Origin of the sequence: Massilia sp. CMS3.1 (genome assembly GCF_051262535.1) — a bacterium.
Classification (GTDB): domain Bacteria; phylum Pseudomonadota; class Gammaproteobacteria; order Burkholderiales; family Burkholderiaceae_D; genus Telluria.
Map to the genome: position 1 here is coordinate 271781 of NZ_JBIMES010000004.1, position 26020 is coordinate 297800.

A 26020-nucleotide genomic window follows, 5' to 3' on the forward strand; every position below is an offset into this window, starting at 1 on the left:
ACAGATGAAAACCACCGAACTGCCACGCTGGGCCACGGGCATCGTCCTGCCGCTGTTGAATTTGCTGTCGGCGCTGCTCGTCGCCGCGCTCGTCATCCACCTGCTGGGCGAAAGCCCGGTCGAATCGATGAAGATCCTGATCGATTCGGCCGTCATCAATCCGGAAGGCCTGGCGTATACCCTGTTCTACGCCAGCACCTTCATCTTCACGGGCCTGGCCGTGTCGGTCGCCATGAAGGCGGGCCTGTTCAACATCGGCGCCGAAGGCCAGATGTATTTCGGCGGCCTCGGTCTGACGCTGGCCGTGCTGAGTTTTGATGCCACGCTCTCGCCCTGGCTCCTGATCCCGCTGGCGATGCTGGGGAGCGCGCTGTTCGGCGCCCTCTGGGCTTTCCTGCCGGGCTACCTGCAGGCGAAACGCGGCAGCCACGTGGTGGTCACGACCATCATGTTCAACTTCATCGCCGCCAGCCTGATGAACTTCATCATCGTGAAATACCTGATTCCCGCTGGCGAACAAAACCCGGCGAGCCGCGTGTTCGCCGATGGCGCCGCCCTGCCGACGCTCAATACCTGGTTCCCGTTCTTCGGCGACACGCCGCTGAACATCGGCTTTCCGATCGCGATTCTCGCCCTCGTCATTTATGGCGTGATGGTCTCGCGTTCGAGCTGGGGTTATCAACTGCGCGCCACCGGTTTGAACCAGCACGCCGCCCATTACGCGGGCGTGCGCATCAGCCGCATGATCATCGTCGCGATGCTGATCTCGGGCGCGCTGGCCGGCCTGGCAGCGGTGAACTCGGTGATGGGCTCGACCCATTACCTGAGCCTGAACTTCCCCGCCGGCGCCGGCTTCGTCGGTATCGCCATTGCCCTGATGGGGCGCCAGCATCCGGTCGGTATTTTCCTGTCGTCGGTGCTGTTCGGCGCGCTGATCCAGGGCGGCTTCGACCTGTCGCTGGAAAAACCGAACATCCCGGTCGAGACCTTCGTCTTCATCCAGGGCCTGATCATCCTGTTCTGCGGCGCGATGGAGAATTTCTACGCTCCGGCAGTCCTGAAACTGATCAACGCAACACGTAAGGGTTAAGCCATGGAAGACTTCCATATCGCCAGTATCGTCGTCTCGACGATCCGCAACGCGCCGGTGCTGATGTTCGCAGCGTTGGCCGGCCTGTTCGCCGAACGAAGCGGCGTGGTCGACATCGGCCTCGAGGGCAAGATCCTCGCCTCGGCCTTCGTCTCGGCCGCCGTCGGCTACACGACGCAAAACCCGTGGGCCGGCATCGCCGCCGGTATCGCCGTCTCGGTGGCGCTCGCCATGGTGCAGGCTTTCGTTTCGATCACCCAGAAGGGCAACCAGCTGGTCGCCGGCATCGCGATCAACATCGCCATGAGCGGCCTGACCTTCGTCGTCGCCCAGTACATCTTCCAGCAGGGCGGCCGCACGCCGGACCTCGGGACCGCGCGCCTGTCGGACGTGGTCCTGCCGGGCACCGCGGCGCTGGCCGATATTCCGTTCATCGGCTGGTTCTACGGGAACGTGATCGGCGGGCATTCGCCGCTGGTGTATCTCGCTTTTGCCCTGCTGCCGGTCGTGCACTGGGTGGTCTACCACAGCCGCTTCGGCCTGCGCCTGCGCGCCTGCGGCGAGAATCCGCACGCGGCCGACGCGGCCGGCGTTTCGGTCGAGAAGACGCGCTACATGGCGATGCTGGTCGCCGGCGTGCTGTGCTCGTTCTCGGGCGCCTACCTGTCGATCGTCCAGAGCGGCTTCTTCTTGCGCGACATGTCGGCGGGCGCCGGCTACCTCGCGCTGACTGCCCTCGTGTTCGGCAACTGGCGCCCGCTGCAGACCGTGCTCGGCTGCCTGATGTTCGGCTTCTTCTCAGCCGTGCAGATCCAGATCGAAGGCGTCGACCTGCCGGTCGTGGGCCGCATCCCGGGTTCGCTGATCCAGATGATTCCGTATGTCGTGACGGTGATCGTGCTGGCCGGTTTGATGGCCAAGTCGGTGGCGCCGAAGGCGGTGGGCAAACCGTTCGTCAAGTCGCGCTGATCGGCGTAACGTACTGAATCGAGGGCGGCCTGTGGGTCGCCCTTTTTTGTCGCGGCAGTGCATGCGTTCGCGTCATTCACGCGGCAGCACCTGGCCACCGGCATCGAGTTTGCGCAGCGCATGCTTCTTGCCGCTCTTCGCTTCATGCCAGGCCGGCAACACGCGGAAGGTCAGCGCCAGGTCATAGTCGCCGGCGACGCTGCCGGCATCCATCGGTACGTCACCAAGCCGGTTCTGGAACCAGCGTAGCCAGGCGCTCGAACCCGGTGCGGGCGAATTCAGGTAGGGGGCGCCGGCGTTCGCTGCGCCGCCCGGCTCGGGCGGCGCCAAGGGCATCAGGAACGAGGCCATGCCCTTCCCCGGATTGGCAGCATTCCACTGCGAGGCGCCATGACAGCTCAGGCACGACGAATTGGCGGCGCGCCGCACCAGGCTGCGCCGCCCCCCGGTCACGATGGAGATGTCGTTCACGCCATGGTCGTTCGGTCCCGACAAGCGCCCTCCCCAGCCCAGCGTCTCGGTCGCGTACAGCGGCGCGTTCGGATTGATCCAGGTTTCAAACAAAGCCGCGCCGGGATTGGCGGCGCTATCGACGCGCGGGTCGTTGCCCCATTGCGCCCCCAGCGGCACCATCTGGTCCCACACGCCGCGGCTGCCCGGACGCGTTGCGCGATCGTAGACCAGGGTCGTGAACACCCAGCCCGTCTGCGGCGCCGATTGCGTGTCCTTTACCACGATGTCGACCTGCATCAGGTAGCCCTCCCCCAGCGTGGGACGGTTGAAGTGGCCGGTGGTGGCGTTCGCCGTCATCATCATCGGCCAGCTGAGCGCGCCGCGCATCGCCGGCCACTCGGCGGGACCTGCCGTCGTAAAGGAAAGTTTGATCGTGACCGACCCCTCGGCGTACTGCGTCGCCCCGCCGCCCAGCTGCGGCGCATGCGGGTCGCGCCAGATGGCGCCGATGGTCTGCGCCGCCGTGCGGTTATACCAGGTCAGGACATAGGTGGTAAACGGCTTGCTCAGGCCGCTCTTCGGAAACAGGCTGTCGTCGATGCGCTCGTTCCCGAGCAGCATGCCGTTGATCGGCTCGCGCTGCGCTCCCAGCCAGGGATCGTTGTACCAGCCACGGCGGCCGGCATCCCACTCGCCGTCATTCGCCAGCAACGCGACCATGTCGCGCGCGACGCTGCCCTTCAGCGCCTGGGTGTAGGCGGCGGCATTCCCGGTGCTGAGCGGCAGGTTGCCGATCGCGGTGCGCCAGGGCATGGCCGGTGTTGGCAAGCCGGACGGATAGGCATGGCTGAGCTTGAACAGCGGCCCGGCGTAATCAGCACGAGGCGGCGTGTGGCCGTTATGGTCGAGGTAAGGGTCGGGGGGTGCAGCTGCCGCAGGCAGTGCAAGCAGCAGGCCGACCACCGACAGGCAATAGCAGAGATACAGGGTGCGAATGCGCATGTTCGTTCCTTGAGAGGAAGGGAAAACAGTACATTCTTCCCTGCGGCAATCCTTGCGGATTGCGCTCGAACAAGATCTCGTTCGAAGCGTGTCGCCCGCGCCTCAGTCGCTGGCCAGCCTGGTGGAACGTTTGATCGTCCACGACAGCCCGAACCCTGCCGACAGACCATTGTCGCGCAAGTGCAGCGGGCTGCTGCGGTTGCTGCCGACGCCATAGTTCTCGGCGCGCAGGAAGCCATAGACGCGCAGATCCGGATTGATCACGCGCGCGGCAAACACGCCGACGCGCACCAGGATCAGGCCGGCATCGGCGCTGTAGGCCGCGCGTGTGGCGTTCGCGTACTCGGGCCGCACTTCGTAGAAATAACGGTTGATCTTGCCGTCGCCGACGACCGCGGCGACCTGGGCATCGAACAACCATTTGCCGTCAGCACTGCGCCGTTCGTAGACCAGGCGCGGCTCGAAGGTATAGCCCTGGTGGCGCACGCCGCTGCGTACTTCCATCACCGCGCGCAGGGGCAGGTCCGCGCGCAGGCCGCTCTGCGCATCGAAGCGCGCCAGGCGCAGCTTCAGGCGCGGACCGAATTCGGCCAGTCCGCCCAGGTCCGGCATGCCGGCCCGTGCGGCGACATCATCTGAACGCGCCGGCAGCGAGGCCGCCAGGCCGATGTCGAGTTCGGCAGTGTCGCTCTTGAACACGCGTGCACCGATGCCGCCCCCGTCGGCACGAAAGACCTTGCCGCGATAGATGACGGTCGGCAGCGCCAGGCCGCGCGTCTCGCGGTCGTCCGCGCCGGGATACGAGGGTGTGCTGACCACGCCGGCCGCCAGGCCCAGCTCCCACAGCGGCTGGGCAGGTGCGCCAGTTGACTGGGCGTGGGCAGCGGTCGCGGCCAGGCAGGCCAGGCCGACGCTGGCAAGGAGGTGACGGTTCATGCGGTGTCCAAAAAGGTGGGCGCGGCGCGCCGGAATCGCCATTCTAGCGTTTGCCGCCCCAGCCCAGCCGCACATCACGCGCGAAAAAAATGGAGCCGGCGACGAATCCGCCGCGGCCCCATTCCGGGACGGGGTATTGCCCCCGTCTGATCCAGCGCAAAGGCGCGCCGGCGTTTAGCCGTAAATCGCCTTCAGCACTTCGGCCAGCTTGTAGCCACCCTTGATCAGCTGTTCCTTGGCGATCTGCGAGCTCGGCACCGGGTAGTTGGCCGGCACTTCGAGCGAGAAGGTGTAATAGGTCTCGCCTTTCTTGCTGGTCTGCGGCGTGATCTTGCCAGGCACCACGTCGGCGTAAGCAAATTTCGAGACGACCAGCGCATCGTCGGCCCACTGGTAAGGCCAGGTCGACGGGTCGCCGCTATTCGCCTTGATGGCTGGTTTGCTGTCGATTGCCACCTGGGCGAACTGGTCCGGCGTCTTGGTGCGGATGCGGCGGAACGCGTAGTCGACCGTGGTGCTGTCCCAGTACGAGTGGAAGGGTTTCGTCAGCGCTTTTGGTGTGCCTTCCCGGATCGGCTTCGGCTCGCCCGGTGGAATCAGGTTGGCGGAGAGTTGGGTCAGTTTTTCGTCATCGAGCAGCAGGTTGTTGCCGCCGCGCGAATCGAAGATCGCGGTTTCGTCGACTTCCGCATGGGTTTTCGGCACCACGAACTTGCCGTCCTTGCTGACAAACGCCGCCCCCACGTGCAAGGGCTGGTGGATGTCGCCCGTCATGTGGGTCAGCAGGATCAGCGCCTGGCGCTTGGTGAACTTGTGCGGGTTCAGGGCCGGGTCGGTCTTGCCCTGCAATACGGCAATGGCCTGCTTCAGGGTCTGGACGATGTCGACTTCGCTCGTGCCGACCGCGCCGTCATGGTAATGCGGCAGCTGGAACGGTACGTCGGTGTAGTGGTACTCGCTGTGCTTCGGGTTGGCCGTCGTGTAGTCGACCATTTCCGGCGACTGTGGACCGCAATAGGTCCCCTTCACGCAATCGGCCCAGTTGGCGATCGATTCGAGCGACTCGCCCGGCAACAGCAAGGCGGCGATCTGCTTCTGGGCATTCGTGCCCTTCAGCAGTTTATCGGCGATGGCGCCGACCGCACGGTGGCCGTCGCCGCCCCAGGCCAGGGCAGCGCTTGAGGTGAAGGCGCTGGCGAGCGCGAGGACACAGGCTAGTTTTTTCATGGATTCTCCGTTATTGGGCGGTACTGCATTATCGTTTGGCCCGTACTTTGTCGATACGCACCGCTGGGGCGATGCCGGCATTCGCGGCACCGGCGCCAGGATTTTTGGCGATATAGTCGCTCAGGGCGTCGAGGTCGATAATCTGTGTGTCGACCCGGTTGGTGCCCTTGGCAAATTCCGGGAAGTTGTCGCCGCCTTCGGCCAGGAAATTATTCGCGACCACGCGGTAGGTCTTGCTATCGTCGACCGGCGCGCCATTGAACTTCAGGCTGCCCGGCACCAGGCGCTGTCCTCCTGGGCGCGCCGCGTCCCAGGTATAGCTCAAGCCCTGCGAGACTTGCAGGATGGTGGCGCCGGATGCGCCCGGACGCTGCCATTGCTGCTCCAGCAGGCGGCGCAATTGTGCACCACTGAGGTCCATCACGACCAGCGTATTCCCGAACGGCAGCACGGCCTGGGCATGGCCGAAGTTGGTCGTCAGCGCAGCGTCGGAGGTCTCGAGGTCCTTGCGGATGCCGCCATTGTTCATGAAGCCGATCTGTGCGCCTTGCGCACGGGTGGCAGCCAGCACGGCGTCGGCGATCAGGTTGCCCAGGGGCGACTCGCCGGCATCGCCAGCCTTGCGCGCGATGCTGGCCTGACCGAGTTTGCCGAGCGGACGGGCCAGGATGGCGCGGCTGCGTTCTTTCACGCTGGCGAGGTAGGCGGTGACTTTCGGGTCGGCGGGGAACAGTTCCGGGTTCATGACGACATTCTTCACGTCGATGTCGGCAACGGCGCCACTCACCGGGTCGACCTTCAGTGCGATGCGCGAGAGCAGGTGCCCGGCCGCATCGGCCTGCGTCACGACGCGGCCGTCGACATTGCACAGGTAGCCCTGGTGCGAGTGGCCGGTGATGACCAGGCGGATCGCCGGGTCGAGCCGTTTCACGATGTCGACCACGCCGCCAGTCAGGCCCTTGCAACCCGGCTGGTCCGGCGCCTCGTCGGTGCGTCCACCTTCGTGGATCAGGGCGATGAACACCTTGGCGCCATCGGCGCGCATCTGCGGCAAGGTTTTGTTAATGGCGTCGGCTTCGTCGATAAAATCCAGGCCGGCAATTGCCGAAGCTACCGCGACCGAGGCCGTGCCCTGCAGCACCGCGCCCACCACGCCGACTTTCAAGCCCTTCACATTCTCGACACGGTAACCCGGCATGAACGGTTTGCCGGTGGCGCTGTCGAGCACGTTCGCCGCGAGGTAAGTAAAACGCGCGCCGCGGTAGTTCGGCATCAGTTTGCAGGCCTTGGCCGGGCGCGGCGAATCGCAGCCGCCGCCTTGCTGGCGCAGCAGTTCCTTGCGGCCCGCGTCGAATTCATGGTTGCCGACCGAAGACAGGCGCAACCCGAGCAGGTTCATCGCCTCGATGCTCGGCTCGTCGGCCCACATCGCGGACAGCGCCGGGCTGGCGCCGATCAGGTCGCCCGCGCCGATGAACAGCAGGTCCTTGTCCTCCTTGCGCCAGGCCGCCAGTGCGCCGCTCAGGGCTTCGATGCCGCCGGCGCGCAGGGTTTCGGTCTTGCCGGTCGCGGCGCTGGTGTAGGTGTACTTGCTCGGCTCGAGGTTGCCGTGGAAGTCGTTGATCGCGACCAGGTTCAGGGTGACGGGTGCTGAAGAAGCGGCGTCGCGCGCCGGGGTGGCGCAGCCGGCAGCGGCGAAGGCCAGCGCGAGGAAAGCGAGGGGTGCGCGGGCGCGCGGGGAGACGGACATGGGTGACCTTTGCTGATGAATATGGGCGCCCGCGGCGCTGGCGAATTATTGCACGTGAGATCGAACGCGGCCATCTTTACAGGGGGCCGATAAAGCGCCCGGCGTAAAAAAAACAGGCCCGAAGACCTGTTTTTCGAATGCGCCGCAGTCCGCCGCAAGCTGCGCGGCGGACCCGGTACGACTTAGATGTCGACCGACAGGGTCACCGACGCGAAACGTGGTGCGCCCAGGTAGTAACGCAGGGTGCCGGCGGTAACGCCTGGGAACACCGTGGTGTTCGTGACGCTCTGCGACGACGGATTGCGGTACTGCTTGTCGGTGATGTTGCTCACGTTCAGGTTCAGCTTCGGACGCTTGAAGATACCGAAGTTGGCGAAGGTGTAGCCGGCATCGAAACCGAAGGTCGTGTAGCCAGGTGCCCATTCGTCGTTGACCAGGGTCGCAGCCTGCTTGCTGGTCGACTTGGCTTTGACGCGGGCCCAGAATGCCCCGGTCTGGTACTCAGCCGACAGGCCAGCCTTCAGCTTTGGGGTCAACGGCATTTGCTTGCCGGCGGTCGGCAGGAAAGCCGTTGCGCTGGTGCGCAGGTTGTCCTTGAGCTCGCTGTCGGTGTAGCCGAACGAACCATAGAACGACCAGCCGTAGATCGGGGTGTTACCTGCTTCGAGTTCGAAACCACGGGTGCTCACGCGGCCAGCGTTGGTATAGCTGCTGGTGTTGGTGATCGGGTCGAACGCGGTCGCCTGGCGGTTACGGAAGTCGACGTTGAACAAGGTCACCGTTGCGATGTACTTGTTGTCCTGGTGACGGTAGCCGATGTCGGTGTTGTACGACGTCTCTTCCTTGACGTCGCCGCGCAGGGTAGCTACGCCGTTGGTCAGGATCACGTTGCTACCGACGTTGCTGAACACGAAGTTCGGCGGCGCTTTCATGTTCTTGGCGACGCTGGCGAACAGCTGGTCGTCATTGGTGAGGCGATAGCGCGCGCCCAGCTGCGGCAGGATGTCCTTGTACGTACGCTTGACGTTGTACGTCGGGTTCTGGTTGCCTTCGCTCGAGAAGTTCGTGAAGTCACGCTTGATGAACGGGGTACGGATACCGACGTTGATCGTGCCCTTGTTGTCCAGGATGCTGATCGTGTCCTGGATGAAGGCCTGGTAAGCGGTCGAGATCGTATTCCAGTCGCGGCTCTGGAACAGCGAGCCATCCGCACGGCGCACTGCAAAGTGTTGCAGGTACGGGTCGACTGGCCGGCCGTCGTCCGTCACTGGCACCATGGTGCCGGTCTGGCGATGACGTGCGCGTTCGACCCAGAAACCGCCCAGGATCTGGTGGTCGCCCAGGTTGTAGGTCAGCGACGAGGTGATACCAGGACGCTTGGTGTTGGTCACGCTGGCGTTGGCCATGATGATGGTGTCGAGCGTGTCGCCGTCGCCGTTCAGGTCCAGGGCCGCGGTGGTGCGGTTGGTGGTGCGGTTCAGGAAGCCGGTGCTTTCGCGCTGGACGCGCTGCTGCAGGCCACCGTTACCAAAGCCGTACCAGAAATACGGGAGAATCTTCAGGTCGAGGTTTTCGGTCAGGCGGAATTTCGCCGTTGCCGAAGCAATCGCGTTCTTGAACGGGTTGATGTACAAGCCGTGGTACAGAGGGACCTGGGTCGGCTCGACCTGGGCGGTGCCGCGCACCGGGGTCAGGTGACCGGCGAAGGTGTCGCTGGTGTCGTAGAAGTAGCCGTTGTTGCGGATTTCGGTCAGGGTCAGGTTGTTGACGCTGTTGTTCAGTGCTTCGTTCCACAGCACGGTGGCGTGGATGTAGTTGTAACGGTCCCAGTCGTAGTTGAAGCCGGCGTCGACGTGGTCGCGCTTGGCCTGGCCCTTGCCCTTCCACTTGTCCGCTTCAGCGCGCGAGTACGAAATGAAGAACTTCGAGCGGTTGTCGGCAAAGCGGCCGGTGTCGTAACGCATGAAGGTCTTGTAGCTGTTGAGCTGACCAAGGGTCTGCATGACGCGGAAGCGACGGTTGTTTTCCGGGTTGCAGGTGACAATGCCGAAGTTGCCGCCGGTCGCGCCGACCTGTGGCGAGTCGACGTCGGTCGAACCCTGGGTCACGAACTGGCTGCAGGTGTTTTCCTGGTCGACGTATTCTTGCGGGAAGACAGAGAACGAACCCGAGTCGTTCACCGGCACGCCGTTGATGGTGGCGCCAATCTGGTCGCTGTTGAAGCCGCGCATGCTCATGCCGCCGCCGAACAGGCCGGTTGCGTCATGGTTGTAGCTGTTCACCGAAGGCAGCATCTCGAGGGCTTCGTATGCATTGCCGGTTGGACGCTGTTTTTCCAACTCTTCCGAAGTGACCGTCGAACGTGCTTTCGGCGCATCTTCGGCCACCATCAGACCCATGCCGATCTTCTTGCCGGTGATGATCACCTGCTGGTTCGCCGGCAGGGCAGCCGAAGGCGTAGTTTCCTGAGCGTGGACGACGCCGACACATGCCACGTGGCATGCCAGAGCGATCAGGCTCAGGCGCAACTTCGGTTGTTGAATCAAAGCGGATGGCATTCAAAACTCCTAGAGTGTTTAAAATTTTTTCAGCTGCAAGCTTGAACCTGCATGACGGCATACGTAGGGAACCGGGTTCCTGCTTCACGGGCACGGTACTGTAAGGGCGCCATGTGTCAGGCTGATGACAGCTGGCAAACTCGCTAACCCAACTGGGACGACGGCGAAGTTGCTAGATTGACTTTCCTTCCTGTCAACCCAAGAAACTATGCACGCCTCCCTTTTTCAAGACAAATATCCTTTCCGTTAGGAATTGATACCTTGCTCGAATAAATCCGGCCCTTCGGACGTCTACGCTACGGCGGCGATTATAAAGGAGGCATTCTGACTGGAAATAATTCAGGCAACTATTTTTGAAAAACGGGGAAAGCCTGCCAATTTGTGTAGCAAGAAGACCACATGCTGCCAAAAAATATGGCAAGGCGCGGCTCTTCAAACCGCTAACCTTGCCATAAAATTAATGCTTTTTTACTAACTGATCAGCGCTTGCGGGTGCGTGCCGCAGCCGTCTTCGCCAGTGCCGCCACCCCGGTTTCAAACGCGGCAAAACGCGCGTCGAGCTGACGCGTCAGGCGGGTTTTTTCCGCTGCCGGCAGGAAGGCATAGCGGATGCTGTTGTACGAGGTTTTCTTCATCTCAAGGTAGTCCGGCTTGTAGCGGCTCGCGAACAGCACGTATTCCTGCGACAGCGTGTGGCGCGTGACGCCGGCGTCGTCGGTCGAGATCACATACGGCACGCCATACTTGCGGTACAGGGTCACCGGATGGTTTTCGCCCTTGATGCCGCTGATAAAACTGTTCGAGGTCAGGTTGATCTCGACCGGGATGTCCTCCGCGCGCATTTTGCGCAGGATGCCAGGGGCATTCGCTTCGTGCGCCAGGTCGATACCGTGGCCGATGCGGTCAGCCCGGGCCACGCTCAAGGCCTGGTCGATGTGGAACTTCAGGCCTTCCGGCGGCACCTCGCCCATTGCCAGCTCGCCCGCATGCATCGCCACCTTAACGTTCGGGTAGACCTTTTTCAGGAAGCCGAACATCTTCATGTGCAACGTGTAGTCGCGCATCGAGACATGCGTGCTTTCCTGGCCGACGATGTTGACGCCGACCACCTTGCCACCGCCAGAGGCCGATTTGAACGCGGCGACCATCGAGGAAAACACCTGCGATGGATTCAACAGGCGCAGCACATAGGTCTGATAGCGCATCGTGAAGCGTTCGTCGTCGATGCCTTCGGCGGCCTCGTCGATTTTCGCGACGAAATCGGCGATCGATTTTGCGAACACCGTATCGCGCTCCAGGCCTTCCATCGCGCGGCGCAGCTCGATGTCCAGAGCGGCGTCGTCGTTCGCCAGTTGCCAGGCGCGCGCGTCGAATTCGGGGTTGCTCACGAACGGCGACATCTTGAACATGGTCTCGATATAACTGACGTTTTCCGCGATCGCGCGCTTTTTCAGCTCCTGCAGGCCTTCCTTGAAGTTCGCGTTCGAGACCGGGCCGAAGTAGCCGAAGGTCTGGAAGAACAGGCGGTCCGGCGGCGGCTGGAGGGCGCCGTGGTTGTCGAAGTCCTTGTTCGACCAGCGCTGGACCAGCTCGCGCCAGGTGTAGTCGTCGGCATAGACTTCGGCGCTGGACAGGCAGTTGCGCTCCTTGGCCGGCTTGGCGCGTTCGCTGGCGATGACTGTCTTGTCGGTCTCGACGCGGTAACTTTGCTTGTTCACGCACAGGCCCTGGCGGTCGAGGAAGTCGAGGTATTGCTCGACATAGATCGCGCCCGAGTAATGGTGGTGCAGGTCGCCGCCCTTGGGCATCTGCGTGAAGAACATGGTCAGCTCCGCCAGCTTCGGCTCATCGCCGGCGATCAACGTGGCGTAATGGCGGGCGGTGGCCGCCTCCATGGCCTGGCGCGATGCGGTGGCCGGCTCTTTCGCCATGGCCGCCGGTACGGCAGCGACGGCCAGGGCGACCAGCAGGCTGCGGCTAAGAATGTTCTGCATGAAAGGTCTTTCGTGTTGGGTTGACGTGGCCGCGCAACTCTAACGTCTTCGTTCAATGTTGGCAATGCACGGGATGCGGGGGACGTGCGTGACAACCTACACGCCCCGCTCGTGCACCTTCACGCCCATCGCATACGTCGCCCGGATCGCCCGGTCGTCTCCCAACAGCGCCAGCGCAAACAGCTGCTCTTCCAGCGAATTGCAATGCGCGCTGCGGCGCGCCAGCAGCGGCGTGGACCTCGGATCGAGGACAATAAAGTCCGCTTCCGCGCCCACCGCGAAACTGCCGATCGTGCCGTCCAGATCCATCGAGCGTGCCGCGCCCAGGGTCGCCAGGTAAAACATGCGCAGCGCCGGCAGGTAGCTGCCTTTCAGGCGCGCGACCTTGTAGGCTTCGTTCATCGTCTGCAGCATCGAGAACGAGGTGCCGGCGCCGACGTCGGTACCGAGCGTGACCAGGGCGCCGGCGCCGTCTGCCTTTTCGAAATCGAACAGGCCGCTCCCCAGGAACAGGTTCGAGGTCGGGCAGACCGCCGCGGCCGAGCCGGTCGCCGCCATGCGCGCAAAGTCCTCGTCGTCCAGCCAGATGCAGTGGCCGAACAGCGCGCGCGGGCGCATCAGGCCGTAGCTGTCGTACACGCCGAGATAACTGCGCGCGCTTGGGTACAGTTCGCGTACCCAATTGACTTCGTCCTGGTTTTCCGAGACGTGGGTCTGGATGAAGGTGTCCGGATAGGCCTTCGCCAGTTCGGCGATCGCACCCAGCTGGGTCGGGCTCGAGGTCGGCGCGAAGCGCGGCGTGATCGCGTACAGCGAGCGCGCATGCTTGTGCCACTTGTTGATCAGCGCTTCGCTCTCGCCGATGCTGCCCTCCGGGTCGCGCAGGAAGTCCGGGCAATTCCGGTCCATCAGCACCTTGCCGGCCACCATGCGCAGCTTGCGCGCTTCGCTCGCTTCAAAGAAGGCGTCGACCGATGCGCGGTGCACGGTGCAATAGACCACCGCCGTGGTGGTGCCGCAGCGGGCCAGCTCGTCGAGAAAGAACTCGGCAGTGGCGCGCGCATGGACCGGGTCGTCGAACTGGCGCTCGGTCGGAAAAGTGTAGGTTTCCAGCCAGGGCAGCAGGCCTGGCGCGGGGGAGGCGATCATGTCCGTCTGCGGATAATGCAGGTGGGTGTCGATGAAGCCGGGCGTGATGATCTGGCCGCGGTAATCATGCGGAGTCAATCCGGGCGGCAGCGTTGCGGCCAGTCCGGCGTAGTCGCCGGCGGCCTTGATGCGGCCGTCTTCGACGACGAGCAGGCCGTCTTCGAACCAGGAATACGCATCCTCGGCAAAGGCCGGGTCGGCGTGAAAATGCAGCAAGCTCGCACGGTAGGCTTGCATGGTAAGTGGCGCGGTGGACATCAGTTAAATTCCGAAGAAACGTCAGGGCGGCTGGTGGCCTCGGCCTCCCAGACGGTGAGCAGTTGTGCCGCGACTGAGGCGGCGATGACGGCCGGCGCCTTGCCGGCAATGCCGGGCAGGCCGATCGGGCAGACCATGGCCTCGATGCGGCCCTCGTCGATGCCGCGCTCGCGCAGGCGGTGTTCGAACTGGCGGCGCTTGGTGTCGGACCCGATCAGACCGAACCAATTGGCTGCGGGACGCGACAGTATCGCGATTGACAGGCGCAGGTCAAGTGCATGACTGTGTGTCATCACGAGGAAGGGTGTGCCTGGCGCGGCCTGTTCGACCAGCGCCTCTGGGGTGTCGGTGGCCTCGATCGTCACGTTCGATGGCAGGTCAAGCGGGAACAGGTCCTCGCGTTCGTCGACCCAGGTGACGCGGCATGGCAAGTCGGCGAGCGCGCGCACGATGGCCGCGCCGACGTGGCCGGCGCCAAAGAGCATCACATGCGCGCGCGGGGCGAGGATGGCGTCGGCCAGCCAACGGCGTCCGGGTTCGTCATGGAAGACGTGGGTGCCCAGGGTAGGGTCAAACGGTGGCACAGGGCCGCCAGCCAACTGTATGCCGTCGGCCCCGAACAAGGCCCACGTAGCGTGGGCGGGTTTCCCGCCCACGCGTTCAACGGAGGTCGGCGCATTCGAAGCGTCGTCCAATGCGAGCACCCGGATGGTATCGACCTTGCGCCGCGCATCCAGCAACACCATCTGATCCCGCTCCGCCACCTCGAACGCCAGATGCGCAATCCCCCCGCAGCACTGCCCCAGGCTCGGCCCGAGCGCAAAACGCTCCAGCTTCGGCGCCCCGCCCTCTTTCAGCATGATGCGCGCGATGTCGATCGCCCGATGCTCCAGGTGCCCACCGCCGATCGTCCCGGCAAAGCCATCGGCCGTAACGAGCATCTTCGCCCCCGGCTCGCGCGGCACCGAGCCTTCGACGATGGCGACCGTGACCAGCACGGCCGGCGCCCGCAGCGCAGCTTGCAGCCAGTCGTCCATCACGCGTGCTGGTTGACTGCTGCTTCGACGGCGCCAATGGCGTCGAGGATTTCCTCGCTCGTCGCCGGCGCATTCAGCGGCGGATTGACCTTGTGCCCGCCTACGCTCGATACCGCATCGCGGATCGCGAAGAACACGGAAAATGGCAGCAGCAGCGGCGGCTCGCCCACCGCTTTCGAGCGGTGGATGCTGTCCTCGACGTTGCGGTTCTCGAACAGGCGCACCCGAAAATCCTGCGGGCAGTCCGACACGCCCGGGATTTTATACGTCGACGGCGCATGCGTCATGAGTTTGCCGCCCCCGTTCCACCAGAGTTCCTCGGTGGTCAGCCAGCCCATGCCCTGGATGAAGGCGCCTTCGACCTGGCCGATGTCGATCGCCGGGTTCAGCGAATTGCCCGCGTCATACAGCGCGTCCGCACGCAGCAGCTTCCACTCGCCGGTCAGCGTGTCGACCACGACTTCGGCCACCGCCGCGCCGTAGGCAAAGTAGGAGAACGGGCGGCCGTTCATGGTTTTCGCGTCCCAGGACAGACCCGGGGTGGCGTAGAAACCATCGGACCAGAGCTGCACCCGCGCCAGGTAGGCCTTTTGCACCAGCGCCGGGAACGGCACTTCCATCTCATTGACGAACACGGTATCGGCCGCAAAACGCACATCGCCCGCCGCGCCGCCGTATTGAACGGCGGCGAAGGCAGCGAGTCGCTCCTTGATCTGGCGCGCCGCATCCTGCGCCGCCTTGCCGTTCAAATCGGCCCCGGTCGATGCCGCCGTGGCCGAGGTGTTCGCGACCTTGCTGGTATTCGTCGCGGTGGCGCGCACGTGATCCATGTCGACGCCCAGTTCGTGGGCGACCACCTGCATCACCTTGGTGTTGATGCCCTGCCCCATCTCGGTGCCGCCATGGTTGACCATGATCGAGCCGTCGACATACACGTGCACCAGCGCGCCGGCCTGGTTCAGGTGGGTGACGTTGAAGGCGATGCCGAATTTGACCGGCGTGAGCGCCAGGCCCCGTTTCAGCACCGGGCTGGTGGCATTGAACGCGCTGATGGCGTCACGGCGCGCGCGGTATTGGCTCGATGTTTCGAGTTCGGCCACCAATTCGTGGATGACGTTGTCGACCACCGCTTGGCCGTAAGGCGTGACGTTGCGCTCGGTTTTGCCGTAGAAATTGATCTTGCGGATGTCGAGCGCGTCCATGCCCAGGTTACGCGCGATTTCGTCGAGCACGTATTCCATCGCGATGGCTCCCTGCGGCCCGCCGAAACCGCGGAAGGCGGTATTCGACTGGGTATTCGTCTTGCCGCAGGCGGCGCGGATGTCCACATCCGACAAATAATACGCATTGTCGTAGTGGCAGACCGCGCGCGTGGCGACCGGGCCGGACAGGTCGGCCGAGAAGCCGGCGCGCGAGACCATGTCGACTTTCGCGGCCAGCACGCGTCCATCGTTGTCGTAGCCGACTTGGTATTCATAATAGAAGCAATGGCGCTTGCCGGTCACCAGCATGTCGTCGTCGCGGTCGGCGCGCAGTTTCACGGGACGCTTGAGCTGCCTTGCTGCGATCGCCGCGGCGGCGGCCCACAAGGCCGACTGCGACTCCTTGCCACCAAACCCCCCACCCATGCGGCGGCACTCGACGACCACATGGTGCGAATGGAGGCCCAGCGCATGCGCAACCACGTGCTGCATCTCGCTCGGATGCTGGGTCGAGCATTGCACCATCATGCCATTGTCCTCGCCGGGGATCGCGTAGGCGATCTGGCCTTCCAGATAAAACTGTTCCTGTCCGCCGACATACAGTGTGCCGGCGACCTTGTGCGGGGCATTCGCAAACGCCGTTTCGGCATCGCCGCGCGCCAGGCGCATCGGCGGCACGACATACGATTTGGCGGCGTGCGCTTCCTGCGGCGTGAGGATGGCCGGCAGCTCTGCGTACTCGACGCGTCCCAGGCGCGCAGCGCGACGTGCGTTGTCGTGGGTATCGGCGACGACGATGAAGATCGGCTGGCCAACGTATTCGACTTTACCGTCGGCCAGGATCGGGTCGTCATGGATGATCGGGCCGCAGTCGTTGGTGCCCGGGATATCCTTGACGCTCAGGACCGCGACCACGCCGCGCGCGGCGCGCACCGGTGCGAGATCGAGCGAGAGAATGTTCGCATGCGCTTTGCCCGACAGGCCGAGCGCCGCGTGCAGCGTGCCTGCCACTTCGGCGATGTCGTCGGTGTACGTTGCCTGGCCGAGCACATGCAGCGTGGCCGACTCGTGCGGCCGGGCCCGGCCGACCGCGCTCCACGCCGCCTGCTTGATTGCTGGTGCGCCTGCGTCGTTCATGATGTTCTCCTCAAGCCTGCGCTGCGAATGCGTTGACGGCCGACGGCGGCAGCGGATGATCGAGACGCGTTTCAAGCCAGAAGCGGCGCAGCAGGTTTTGCGCGGTCTTCATGCGGTAGCTGCTCGACGCCCGCATGTCCGACAGTGGCGCAAAGTCTTGCGCCAGTGCGGCCATCGCCTCCTTCAGCGCGTCCTCGCTCCAGGCGCGGCCATTCAAGACGGCTTCGGCAGCGGCGGCGCGCTTCGGCGTGGCCGCCATGCCGCCGAACGCAATGCGCGCTTCCTTGACGATGTCGCCCTCGAAGGTCAATGCGAACGCTGCGCAGACGGCCGAAATATCCTGGTCGAAGCGCTTGGCCAGCTTATAGGTACGGAATCGCACGTTATCGCGCGCCAGCGGCACGCGCAGCGCCGCGACGAATTCATCATGCTGTAAATCCTTCTGCTGGTAGCCGAGATAAAAATCTTCCATCGCCAGTGCGCGCTCGCCGCCAGGACCGCGCAGCACGATGCGCGCGCCGAGTGCGATCAGCCAGGGCATCGAGTCGCCGATTGGCGAACCATTCGCCACATTCCCGCCCAGCGTGCCGGCATTGCGGATCGGGAGCGAGGCAAAGCGCTGCCACATGTCGGACAACGCATCGGGATAATGCCGGCAGAGCGCCGCATAGGCATCCTGCAGCGTGACGCCGGCGCCGATCTCGAGCGTACCCTCGCTTTGGGCCACCGACTTCAGCTCGGCGACATTGCCGATATAAATAATGTCGTTCAGCTCGCGCATCTGCTTGGTGACCCACAGGCCGACGTCGGTCGAGCCGGCGAGGAGCAAGGCCTGCGGGTGTGCACTGCGCAGCGCCACCAGTTCGTCCAGGGTGCGCGGTGCATGGAAGCTGCGGCCATCAAAGGCATAGCTGCTTCCTTCACTACGCTGCAAAGCACGCAGCGCATCGGCCACCGCGGCGCGGTCGAACTCGGCGCGCGGCAGTTCCACCATCCGCCCTGCCGCCGCGATGATCGGGCGGTAACCGGTGCAGCGGCACAGGTTGCCCGACAGGGCATCGTCGATCTGGCAGCGTGAAGGTGCCTGCCCGTCATGCTTCAGGTACATGCCCCACAGCGACATGGCGAAACCCGGCGTGCAAAAGCCGCATTGCGAACCGTGGCAGTCGACCAGCGCCTGCTGGACCGGATGCAGCCGACCGTCGGGCAGCTGCAAATCTTCGACTGTGAACAGGGCACGGCCGTCGAGGGTGGGCGTGAACTGGATGCAGGAATTAACGGCTTTGAGTTCCAGCGCGCCGTTCTCGAGCGAACCGACGACGACCGTGCAGGCGCCGCAATCGCCCTCGGCGCAGCCTTCCTTGGTGCCGGTGCAGCGCAGATCCTCCCGCAGGTGCTGCAGGATGGTTTGCGTCGGCGCCACGTTCGTCACTTCGTGGATGACGTTGCGGAAATAAAAGCGGATCGGATCGGCCATGCTCTTCTCGGATTGGGTGCAGCGTGCAGGATACTCCCTCGGGACCTGGACAAACTATATCCAACAACAGATGTTGATTATCATAAAATCGATATATTAACCGGTGGATGGATGGGTCGTTCTCCAATGCTCGGCGATGTCGATGCGGCGCGTGATCCACACGTGTTTATGCTGCAACACATAATCGAGGAAACGCGCCAGCGCGGCGGCGCGCGCCGGACGTCCGGCGATGCGGCAATGCAGTCCGATCGAGAGCATTTTAGGCGCGTTCAGGCCATTCGGGTCGCCTTCCGCATACAGCAGGTCGAAGGCGTCTTTCAGGTAGTCGAAGAATTGGGTGCCGGAATTAAAACCCTGCATCGCGGCGAAGCGCATGTCGTTGGTGTCGAGGGTATACGGCACGACCAGGTGCGGCGTCTCCGCCGGCAAACCGTCGGGACCGGTGTGCGCCACGTTTTGCCAGAACGGCAGGTCGTCGCCGTAGTAATCGGCGTCGTAGGCGAAGCCGCCGTGCTCGACGACGAGGCGCCGGGTGTTGGGCGAATCGCGCCCGGTGTACCAGCCGAGCGGTGCCTCGCCGGTCAGCTCGCGCAGGATGGCGACAGCCTGCGCCATGTGGGCGCGCTCGGTGGCTTCGTCGACGTTCTGGTACGAGATCCAGCGCAGGCCGTGGCAGGCAATCTCGTGGCCGAGCTCGCGGAAAGCGGCGACGGCGTCCGGATTGCGCTGCAGCGCCATCGCCACGCCGAACACGGTCAGCGGCAGTTTCCTCTCCTCGAACATGCGCAGCAAGCGCCACAGTCCGGCGCGCGAGCCGTATTCGTAGAGCGACTCCATGCTCATGTGGCGCATCGGGAAGGCCTGGGCGCCGATGATTTCGGATAAAAACGTTTCCGAGGCCGGGTCGCCATGCAGGGTCGAATGTTCGCCGCCCTCCTCGTAGTTGAGGACGAACTGCAGGGCGACCCTGGCTTCGCCGGGCCACCGGGCATGCGGTGGCGTGCGGCCGTAGCCGATGAGATCGCGCGGGTAATCGGGTGGCATGGGGGTCCCGGGGATGAGCGGTATATTGTCGATCATATAATGACGCAAGGGTATCGGTATATGATCCGGGAAATAGAGACTTTCATCACCTTCGTATAGGGGAAGCGATGGGCAAACTCAGCACCCATGTTCTCGATACCGCGCACGGCCGTCCGGCCGCGCATGTCGCGGTCGAGCTGTACGCGGTCACGGATGGGGAACGCAGGCTGCTGGTGAATACCAGCACGAATATCGACGGACGCTGCGACGCGCCGCTGCTGGAAGGCGACGCCCTGCAGGCAGGACGCTACGAACTGGTGTTCGCGGCGGGCGACTATTTCGCCGCGCATGGCGTGGCCGTGGCCGAGCCGCGCTTCATCGACCGCGTGACGATCGCCTTTGGCGTGGCCGACCCGGGCCAGAACTACCACGTGCCGCTGGTCGTCACGCCCTGGTCGTATTCGACCTACCGCGGCAGCTGAGCTCCGCCTGCGGCGCGACCGAAGACGAGCACCTTTTCCTGCAAAACATTGCTATCCTGAGCGTTCAGGACAGGAGGCCCTATGGCTTTGCACATCGTTCACTTCATCGGACCGATCAACCATAACTCTGCCAGCTGCGTGCGCAACCTGTGCCTGCAGGCGCTGCAAAACGGCGCCACCGAGATCGAGCTGCACCTGTCGACCGAAGGCGGCAACATGACGGCCGGCTTCGCGCTCTATTTCTTTCTGAAATCCCTGCCGGTCCCGCTCACCACCTTCAACATCGGCAGCGTGGAATCGGTGGGCATCGTCATTTTCCTGGCCGGAGCGAAGCGTTATGCCTGTCCGGGGGCGCGCTTTCTCGTGCATCCGCTGCACTGGGGCTTCGGCAACCTGGTGGCGGCCGATCACTCGCGTGTGTCGGAGTGGCGCGAATGCCTCGATTTCGACGCCGAACGCTATGCCGCCATCTATGACGAAGCGACCCGGGGCGCACCGGAAGCGCACGACATCCGCCCTCACCTGTTCGGCAACGCCCGCATCTACACGGCCGAACAAGCCGTGCGCGCCGGGCTGATCCACGAAGCCGTCCAGGCGCGCTTGCCCGATATGGGAACGACTTCGCACTGGTGGAATTAATGTACGTATTATTACTTATCAGGGGTTATAGAGAACATATCGATTACTGACCTTATTGTTTCAGCAAAACAACAGCGCGCCATCTAGGACGGGTATTTGTCCTACATGGCGCGCTTTTTCTTGTCAGCAATTTTGCCGTATGGATACAATAATTTCCGTCACTTCGCGCATCGCGTCACCGACAGTAAAAAACAAGAAGTTAATCTTATAAACGCAGCATCTGTTACAGGTTGTCTCATGAATAAGCAGATTATCGCCGCCGTCCTGGCCCTGCCACTGGCACTTACATCGGCCTTCGCGCAAGAAGCCCAAGGCCCAACCGTCAAGGTCAGCGGCTTCGGCACCGGTGCCCTCACCTGGACCAACACCAGCGAAGCAGAATTCGGCCGTCCGAACCAGGCGAGCGGCGCAAAAAAGAACCCCTATACCGGCGTCGACTCGAACCTCGGCCTGCAGGCCGACGTCACCGTCAACAATTGGCTGTCCTTCACCGGCCAGGGCCTGGTGCGCCGCGATGCGGAAGACGACTTCGGCGCGGAACTGGCATGGGCGTTCGCCAAAGCCAGGATCAGCGACCAGTTCAGCGTGCGCGTGGGTCGTATCGGCCTGCCGGCATTCATGATCTCGGATTACCGCAACGTCGGCTACGCCAATACCTTCCTGCGTCCGCCGGTCGAGATGTATTCGCAAGTGCCGTTCAATAGCCTCGACGGTATCGATGCCACCTACCAGCACAGCTTCGGCGATACGAGCGTCACCGGCCAGCTGGCCTTCGGCGGCGCCGAAGTCAAGGTCGCTGGCGGCCTGAAGGCCAAGGGCAAGGACATGATCGCCCTGAACCTGGTTGCGGAACACGGCCCGTTCACGGCGCGTTTCGGCCGCGTCGATGCGAAGATCACCATTACCGGCTCCGCTCCACTGACCGGTCTGCTCGGTACCCTGCGCGCGCTCAGCGCCAACCCGGGTCTGTCGCAGCTGAACACCATGGCGAACGAACTGTCGGCGAACGAAAAGAAAGCCTCGTTCACCTCGGTTGGCCTGGGCATGGACTGGAACAACATCGTGGCCCAGACCGAGTTCGCCAAGCGCAAGACCGATACCTATGTCAACGACACCAGCTCGTGGTACGTCATGGGCGGCTACCGCTTCGGCAAGGTCCTGCCGTACTTCATCCAGAGCAAGGTCTCGATCGACGGCCATCCGGAAAACCGCGTTCCGGCCGGCGTCGCCTCGCTGGCTCCGCTGCGCGCCGGCGCTGCCCGCCTGCCATACACCGGCGTCGGCCAAGGCGAGCAAAGCACGACCTCGATCGGCGTGCGTTGGGACTTCTACCGTTCGCTGGCATTGAAGGCGCAGATCGACCGCGTCAAACCAGCCGTCGGCAGCGGCCTGTTGCTGAACCCGACCCCTGGCTTCAACCGTGACGTGACCGTCGGCGCCGTCGCCATCGACTTCGTCTTCTAAGGAACAGGCCATGAACAAACAATTGAAAACGTTTCTCACCGCAGCCGTCCTCGCCGCTTCGATGCCGGCACTGGCCGAAGTTGTCGTCGTGGTGAACCCGAAGGCCGCTGAAGCGACGATGTCGAAAGACCAGATCGCCCAGTTCTTCCTCGGTAAGTCGAGCACCATGACCCCGATCGACCAGCCGGAAGATGCGCCGGTCCGCGCCGAGTTCTACAAGAAGGTGACCGACAAGGAAGCCTCGCAGGCCAAGGCCCTGTGGTCGAAGCTGGTATTTACCGGCAAGGCCACGATGCCGAAGGAAGTCGCCAACAGCGCCGCCGTCAAGGCTGCTGTCGCCGCCAACCCGAAAGCGATCGGCTACATGGAAAAGAGCGCCGTCGACGCCACCGTCAAGGTTGTCTACACCGCACCGTAAACAGTGCCGGAAGCATCGCTTCTGCAAGCCAGCCCTGCCCGCTCACAAGCCGGCAGGGCTTTTTGACTGAAACAGCACACAGTCGGTTGTCATCGTCAGCAGCGAGTCGAAAAGAAAGACAAAAAACATGAGCATCAAGCGCACAATCTGGGCATTACCGGTCATTTCGACCCTGATTTTCGGCCTCGGCGTGGGCCTCTCCGCGACCATCGCGAACAACGCCCTCGAGTCGATCAATTCCACCGAAAGCGTCGACTATCCGGTGCTCGACGCGTCGAAGACACTCGCTTCAGAGATCGGCGACATCACGGCCGGCCTGCGTGACGCGGTCACCGAAGGCGACAAGGAGCGCATCGATGCGGTCGGCAAGCAGGCCGATGCCGTGCGCGCCAACCTCAAGCAATTCGGCCAGATCGACGGCCAGGGCGAGAACGGCGCGCGCCTGCTGAAGGAATTCAACGATTACTATGCGCCGGCGCTGTCGGCCGCGCGCATCATGCTCGAGCTCGAGCAGGGCGACCCGCAAGCGGTGGTGTCGAAGATGCAGAGCACCTTGGGTACGCTGACCAAGGATCTCGAGCAGACCCAGGCGAAAGCCAAGGACCAGTTCAAGGGCGGCATCGCCAGCAGCGAAGCGAACGTGCGCCGCGTGCTGTGGACCATGATCCTGACTGCGCTGGTCGTCATCCTGAGCCTGGCCGTGGTGTCGTGGTTCGTGGTGCGCGCCATCTGGCACCAGCTAGGCGGCGAGCCGGAATATGCGCGCGAGATCGCCCGTGCCGTGGCCAACGGCGACCTCGCGATGGACATCCATATCGACGCCAAGGACACGACCAGCCTGCTGGTCGCCTTGAAGGACATGCGCGCGCGCCTGGCCACGATGGTGTCCGAGATCAAGACCTCGGCCGAGACGATTGCGGTCGCCAGCGCGGAAATCGCCAGCGGCAACGCCGACCTGGCCGGCCGCACCGAATCGCAGGCGTCAAACCTGGAGCGCACCGCGCGCGCCATGGTCGACCTGACCGGCGAAGTGCGCCAGAACGCGGCCAACGCCAACGAAGCGAATGCGCTGGTGGTGACCGCCACCGACATCGCCACCCGCGGCGGCCAGGTGGTCGGCGGCGTGGTCAGTACGATGGGCGACATCAACACCTCGGCCAAGAAGATCGTCGAGATCATCTCGGTCATCGACGGCATCGCCTTCCAGACCAACATCCTGGCGCTGAACGCGGCAGTCGAGGCGGCGCGCGCCGGCGAACAGGGTCGCGGTTTCGCGGTCGTGGCCGGCGAAGTGCGCAACCTGGCCCAGCGCAGCGCCGCGGCGGCCAAGGAAATCAAGGAACTGATCGGCGACTCGGTGTCGAAGGTCAACGCCGGCAGCGCGCTGGTCGACCAGGCCGGCGTGACGATGGGCCAGATCGTGGACTCGGTCAAGAAGGTGCACGACATCATGGCCGAGATCACGCTGGCCGGCCAGCGCCAGAGCGAAGGCATCGCGGACATCGGCCGCGCGATCGACAGCATGGATGAAATGACCCAGCAGAACTCGGCCCTGGTCGAGGAAGCGTCGGCGGCAGCGGAATCGCTGACCGAGCAGACCACGCAGCTGACCGGGGCGCTGTCGGTGTTCAAGCTGGCCGAGCACGCGGATGCGCCGACGCTGAGCCGTTCGACGCGACTGGCACTGCGGTAAGCCATCCGCGCACGATTGCGTGAAGTCCGTACCGGCGCCTGAGGGCGCCGGTATTGTTTTGGGCGACGTAGGGTGCACAGCGTGTCATGAAGACAAGACTATTAAAGACAAGGCTATACATGCCGATAACAGCTCTTGGCATCGCGCCAACGAACGCGTATCCACGGGGCTTCATGGCATTTCGTCTACGTGGCGCGCACGCATCTCCGTCCTGTTGAAACGCTTTACAAATTTGATGCCTGTAGGCATCATCCAAGGAGTCTGCCGCCCCGAAACAGCCTTGGGCGGCCCTCTTGTTGTTCCTCTAATCACACGGCTCATATGGCAGCAGTCCTCCCGAACCCGAGCTCAGGCACACCGATGTCGGCGCCTATGTCGGGATTGGCGCGCGCGCTCGTACAAGCTGGCCGCCTGACGCCGCAGCAGGCCGACACGCTGCAAAAGAAAGCCGCGGGCGACCGCACTGCCTTCATCGACGCCATCATCGCCGAGAAGGTCCTGGACACACAGTCGCTGGCGGCCTTCTGCGCCGAGACCTTCGGCTATCCGCTGCTCGACCTGGCCACCTTCAGCATCGAAGCACTGCCGGCCGGCGCCATCGACGCCAAACTGATGACCGCGCAGCGCGTGGTGGCCCTGGCCAAGCGCGGCAACCGGCTCTCGGTGGCGATTTCCGATCCGACCAATACCCAGGCCCTGGACCAGATCAAGTTCCAGAGCGAAGCGGCGGTCGAGCCGGTGATTGTCGCGCATGACGCCCTGCTGGCCCTGCTGGCCACGCTCACCAAGAGCGCCGAGCAGAGCTTGAACGACATGGCTGGCGAGGACAGCGAGATCGAATTCGCCGAGGAAGAGCAGACCGCCACGCCGCTGGAAGCGACCAACGAAGTGGAAGACGCGCCGATCGTGCGCTTCCTGAACAAGATCCTGATGGACGCCGTGAACCTGGGCGCCTCCGACATCCACTTCGAGCCCTACGAAAAGTACTACCGGATCCGCATGCGCGTCGACGGCGTGCTGCGCGACCATGCGATGCCGCCGCTGTCGATCCGCGACAAGCTTGTCTCGCGCATCAAGGTGCTGGCCAAACTCGACATCTCGGAAAAACGCGTGCCGCAGGATGGCCGCATGCGCCTCATCATGTCGGCCACGCGCACCATCGACCTGCGCGTCAGTACATTACCCACGCTGTTCGGCGAGAAGACCGTGATGCGTATCCTCGACGCGACCCAGGCCCAGATGGGCATCGACGCGCTCGGCTACGACCCGGACCAGCGCGAACTGCTGCTGGGCGCCATCTCGCGTCCCTACGGCATGGTGCTGGTGACCGGGCCGACCGGTTCCGGCAAGACTGTTTCGCTGTACAGCTGCCTGAACGTGCTGAACAAACCCGGCATCAACATCTCGACCGCGGAAGACCCGGCCGAGATCAACCTGCCCGGCGTAAACCAGGTCAACGTCAACGACCGCGCCGGCCTCACCTTCCCGGTCGCGCTGAAATCCTTCCTGCGCCAGGATCCCGACATCATCATGGTCGGCGAGATCCGCGACCTGGAGACGGCCGACATCGCGATCAAGGCCGCGCAGACCGGGCACATGGTGTTTTCAACCTTGCACACGAACGACGCGCCGTCGACGCTGACGCGCCTGATGAACATGGGGGTGGCGGCGTTCAACATCGCCTCGTCGGTGATCCTGATTACCGCGCAGCGCCTGGCGCGGCGCCTGTGCACCTGCAAGCAGCCGCTCGAGCTCGGGCGCGAGGCCCTGCTGGCGGCCGGCTACCGCGAGGGCGACCTCGACACCGACTGGAAGCCCTATGGCCCGGTCGGATGCGAACGCTGCCTCGGCTCAGGCTACAAGGGGCGCGTCGGCATCTACCAGCTGATGCCGATCTCGCCGGCGATCGAGGCGCTGATCCTGACGCACGGCAACTCGATGCAGATCGCCGCCCAGGCCGAGAAGGACGGCGTCAATTCGTTGCGCCGCTCGGGCCTGCTGAAAGTGAAACAGGGGCTGACCAGCCTCGAAGAAGTGCTCGGCTGCACCAACGAATAGGCGA

General features: G+C 63.7%; 19 protein-coding genes. 8 read left to right on the plus strand and 11 right to left on the minus strand.

Annotated elements, in window-relative coordinates:
* The first annotated feature begins 4 nt into the window (after positions 1–4).
* Positions 5–1090, plus strand: coding sequence for an ABC transporter permease (locus ACHAC9_RS08965; RefSeq protein WP_435759470.1), 1086 nt, complete (start codon positions 5–7; stop codon positions 1088–1090).
* Between the two features lie 3 nt (positions 1091–1093).
* Entirely contained in the window at positions 1094–2059 is a 966-nt protein-coding gene (locus ACHAC9_RS08970; protein WP_435759247.1) for an ABC transporter permease, read from the plus strand.
* 72 nt (positions 2060–2131) lie between these two features.
* Here the strand turns inward: ACHAC9_RS08970 and ACHAC9_RS08975 are convergent, their stop codons facing one another.
* The 11 genes from ACHAC9_RS08975 to puuE all read right to left on the minus strand — a co-directional run bounded on the left by ACHAC9_RS08975 (position 2132) and on the right by puuE (position 19283).
* On the minus strand, positions 2132–3514 hold the full coding sequence (locus ACHAC9_RS08975) for a hypothetical protein (RefSeq protein WP_435759249.1): 1383 nt from the start codon (positions 3512–3514) through the stop codon (positions 2132–2134).
* Positions 3515–3616: 102 nt separating this feature from the next.
* Positions 3617–4450 carry a MipA/OmpV family protein gene (locus ACHAC9_RS08980; RefSeq protein ID WP_435759251.1) on the minus strand — a complete coding sequence of 278 codons (834 nt, stop codon included), beginning with the start codon at positions 4448–4450 and terminating at the stop codon, positions 3617–3619.
* A gap of 174 nt (positions 4451–4624) precedes the next feature.
* Positions 4625–5677 (minus strand): S1/P1 nuclease, encoded by a 1053-nt coding sequence (locus tag ACHAC9_RS08985; RefSeq protein WP_435759253.1) that lies wholly within the window; start codon positions 5675–5677, stop codon positions 4625–4627.
* Positions 5678–5705: 28 nt separating this feature from the next.
* A complete protein-coding gene (locus tag ACHAC9_RS08990) occupies positions 5706–7427 on the minus strand; it encodes a bifunctional metallophosphatase/5'-nucleotidase (RefSeq protein WP_435759255.1) in 1722 nt (573 codons plus the stop codon).
* A 182-nt stretch (positions 7428–7609) separates the two neighbouring features.
* Positions 7610–9985: a TonB-dependent receptor gene (locus ACHAC9_RS08995; protein ID WP_435759256.1), complete on the minus strand. Its 2376-nt coding sequence runs from the start codon at positions 9983–9985 to the stop codon at positions 7610–7612.
* Between the two features lie 479 nt (positions 9986–10464).
* The gene (locus ACHAC9_RS09000) at positions 10465–11979 is read right to left on the minus strand and encodes an adenosine deaminase (protein ID WP_435759258.1); all 1515 of its coding nucleotides are present in this window, start codon (positions 11977–11979) and stop codon (positions 10465–10467) included.
* A 96-nt stretch (positions 11980–12075) separates the two neighbouring features.
* The gene (gene guaD / locus ACHAC9_RS09005) at positions 12076–13386 is read right to left on the minus strand and encodes a guanine deaminase (protein ID WP_435759260.1); all 1311 of its coding nucleotides are present in this window, start codon (positions 13384–13386) and stop codon (positions 12076–12078) included.
* Positions 13386–14423 carry a xanthine dehydrogenase accessory protein XdhC gene (gene xdhC, locus ACHAC9_RS09010; RefSeq protein ID WP_435759262.1) on the minus strand — a complete coding sequence of 346 codons (1038 nt, stop codon included), beginning with the start codon at positions 14421–14423 and terminating at the stop codon, positions 13386–13388. Before xdhC ends, guaD begins: the two co-directional genes overlap by 1 nt.
* Positions 14423–16762, minus strand: coding sequence for a xanthine dehydrogenase molybdopterin binding subunit (gene xdhB, locus ACHAC9_RS09015; protein WP_435759264.1), 2340 nt, complete (start codon positions 16760–16762; stop codon positions 14423–14425). Before xdhB ends, xdhC begins: the two co-directional genes overlap by 1 nt.
* Positions 16763–16772: 10 nt before the next feature.
* Complete coding sequence (gene xdhA, locus ACHAC9_RS09020; RefSeq protein ID WP_435759266.1) at positions 16773–18239, minus strand: xanthine dehydrogenase small subunit; 1467 nt, start codon at positions 18237–18239, stop codon at positions 16773–16775.
* Between the two features lie 96 nt (positions 18240–18335).
* The gene (gene puuE / locus ACHAC9_RS09025) at positions 18336–19283 is read right to left on the minus strand and encodes an allantoinase PuuE (RefSeq protein ID WP_435759268.1); all 948 of its coding nucleotides are present in this window, start codon (positions 19281–19283) and stop codon (positions 18336–18338) included.
* A 107-nt stretch (positions 19284–19390) separates the two neighbouring features.
* On the opposite strand from puuE, the gene uraH reads away from it, so the two are divergent.
* From uraH to pilB, 6 genes are all read left to right on the plus strand, one after another.
* The gene (uraH, locus tag ACHAC9_RS09030; RefSeq protein WP_435759270.1) at positions 19391–19744 is read left to right on the plus strand and encodes a hydroxyisourate hydrolase; all 354 of its coding nucleotides are present in this window, start codon (positions 19391–19393) and stop codon (positions 19742–19744) included.
* 81 nt (positions 19745–19825) lie between these two features.
* On the plus strand, positions 19826–20383 hold the full coding sequence (locus tag ACHAC9_RS09035; RefSeq protein ID WP_435759272.1) for a ClpP family protease: 558 nt from the start codon (positions 19826–19828) through the stop codon (positions 20381–20383).
* Between the two features lie 237 nt (positions 20384–20620).
* On the plus strand, positions 20621–21847 hold the full coding sequence (locus ACHAC9_RS09040) for a hypothetical protein (RefSeq protein WP_435759273.1): 1227 nt from the start codon (positions 20621–20623) through the stop codon (positions 21845–21847).
* A gap of 10 nt (positions 21848–21857) precedes the next feature.
* On the plus strand, positions 21858–22265 hold the full coding sequence (locus tag ACHAC9_RS09045; RefSeq protein ID WP_435759275.1) for a hypothetical protein: 408 nt from the start codon (positions 21858–21860) through the stop codon (positions 22263–22265).
* Positions 22266–22392: 127 nt separating this feature from the next.
* Entirely contained in the window at positions 22393–23958 is a 1566-nt protein-coding gene (locus ACHAC9_RS09050) for a methyl-accepting chemotaxis protein (RefSeq protein ID WP_435759277.1), read from the plus strand.
* A 321-nt stretch (positions 23959–24279) separates the two neighbouring features.
* Positions 24280–26016, plus strand: coding sequence for a type IV-A pilus assembly ATPase PilB (gene pilB, locus ACHAC9_RS09055; RefSeq protein WP_435759279.1), 1737 nt, complete (start codon positions 24280–24282; stop codon positions 26014–26016).
* Positions 26017–26020 lie beyond the last annotated feature (4 nt).

Excerpts from the sequence above, each read along its gene's own strand:
- ACHAC9_RS08990 (WP_435759255.1), bottom strand. The coding sequence starts at position 7,427 with ATGTCCGTCTCCCCGCGCGCCCGCGCACCCCTCGCTTTCCTCGCGCTG.
- xdhB (WP_435759264.1), bottom strand. The coding sequence starts at position 16,762 with ATGAACGACGCAGGCGCACCAGCAATCAAGCAGGCGGCGTGGAGCGCG.
- puuE (WP_435759268.1), bottom strand. The coding sequence starts at position 19,283 with ATGCCACCCGATTACCCGCGCGATCTCATCGGCTACGGCCGCACGCCA.
- uraH (WP_435759270.1), top strand. The coding sequence starts at position 19,391 with ATGGGCAAACTCAGCACCCATGTTCTCGATACCGCGCACGGCCGTCCG.
- ACHAC9_RS08980 (WP_435759251.1), bottom strand. The coding sequence starts at position 4,450 with ATGAACCGTCACCTCCTTGCCAGCGTCGGCCTGGCCTGCCTGGCCGCG.
- ACHAC9_RS09050 (WP_435759277.1), top strand. The coding sequence starts at position 22,393 with ATGAGCATCAAGCGCACAATCTGGGCATTACCGGTCATTTCGACCCTG.
- ACHAC9_RS09000 (WP_435759258.1), bottom strand. The coding sequence starts at position 11,979 with ATGCAGAACATTCTTAGCCGCAGCCTGCTGGTCGCCCTGGCCGTCGCT.
- pilB (WP_435759279.1), top strand. The coding sequence starts at position 24,280 with ATGGCAGCAGTCCTCCCGAACCCGAGCTCAGGCACACCGATGTCGGCG.
- ACHAC9_RS08975 (WP_435759249.1), bottom strand. The coding sequence starts at position 3,514 with ATGCGCATTCGCACCCTGTATCTCTGCTATTGCCTGTCGGTGGTCGGC.
- ACHAC9_RS08965 (WP_435759470.1), top strand. The coding sequence starts at position 5 with ATGAAAACCACCGAACTGCCACGCTGGGCCACGGGCATCGTCCTGCCG.
- ACHAC9_RS09040 (WP_435759273.1), top strand. The coding sequence starts at position 20,621 with ATGAATAAGCAGATTATCGCCGCCGTCCTGGCCCTGCCACTGGCACTT.
- ACHAC9_RS08995 (WP_435759256.1), bottom strand. The coding sequence starts at position 9,985 with ATGCCATCCGCTTTGATTCAACAACCGAAGTTGCGCCTGAGCCTGATC.
- xdhC (WP_435759262.1), bottom strand. The coding sequence starts at position 14,423 with ATGGACGACTGGCTGCAAGCTGCGCTGCGGGCGCCGGCCGTGCTGGTC.
- ACHAC9_RS08970 (WP_435759247.1), top strand. The coding sequence starts at position 1,094 with ATGGAAGACTTCCATATCGCCAGTATCGTCGTCTCGACGATCCGCAAC.
- xdhA (WP_435759266.1), bottom strand. The coding sequence starts at position 18,239 with ATGGCCGATCCGATCCGCTTTTATTTCCGCAACGTCATCCACGAAGTG.
- ACHAC9_RS08985 (WP_435759253.1), bottom strand. The coding sequence starts at position 5,677 with ATGAAAAAACTAGCCTGTGTCCTCGCGCTCGCCAGCGCCTTCACCTCA.
- ACHAC9_RS09035 (WP_435759272.1), top strand. The coding sequence starts at position 19,826 with ATGGCTTTGCACATCGTTCACTTCATCGGACCGATCAACCATAACTCT.
- ACHAC9_RS09045 (WP_435759275.1), top strand. The coding sequence starts at position 21,858 with ATGAACAAACAATTGAAAACGTTTCTCACCGCAGCCGTCCTCGCCGCT.
- guaD (WP_435759260.1), bottom strand. The coding sequence starts at position 13,386 with ATGTCCACCGCGCCACTTACCATGCAAGCCTACCGTGCGAGCTTGCTG.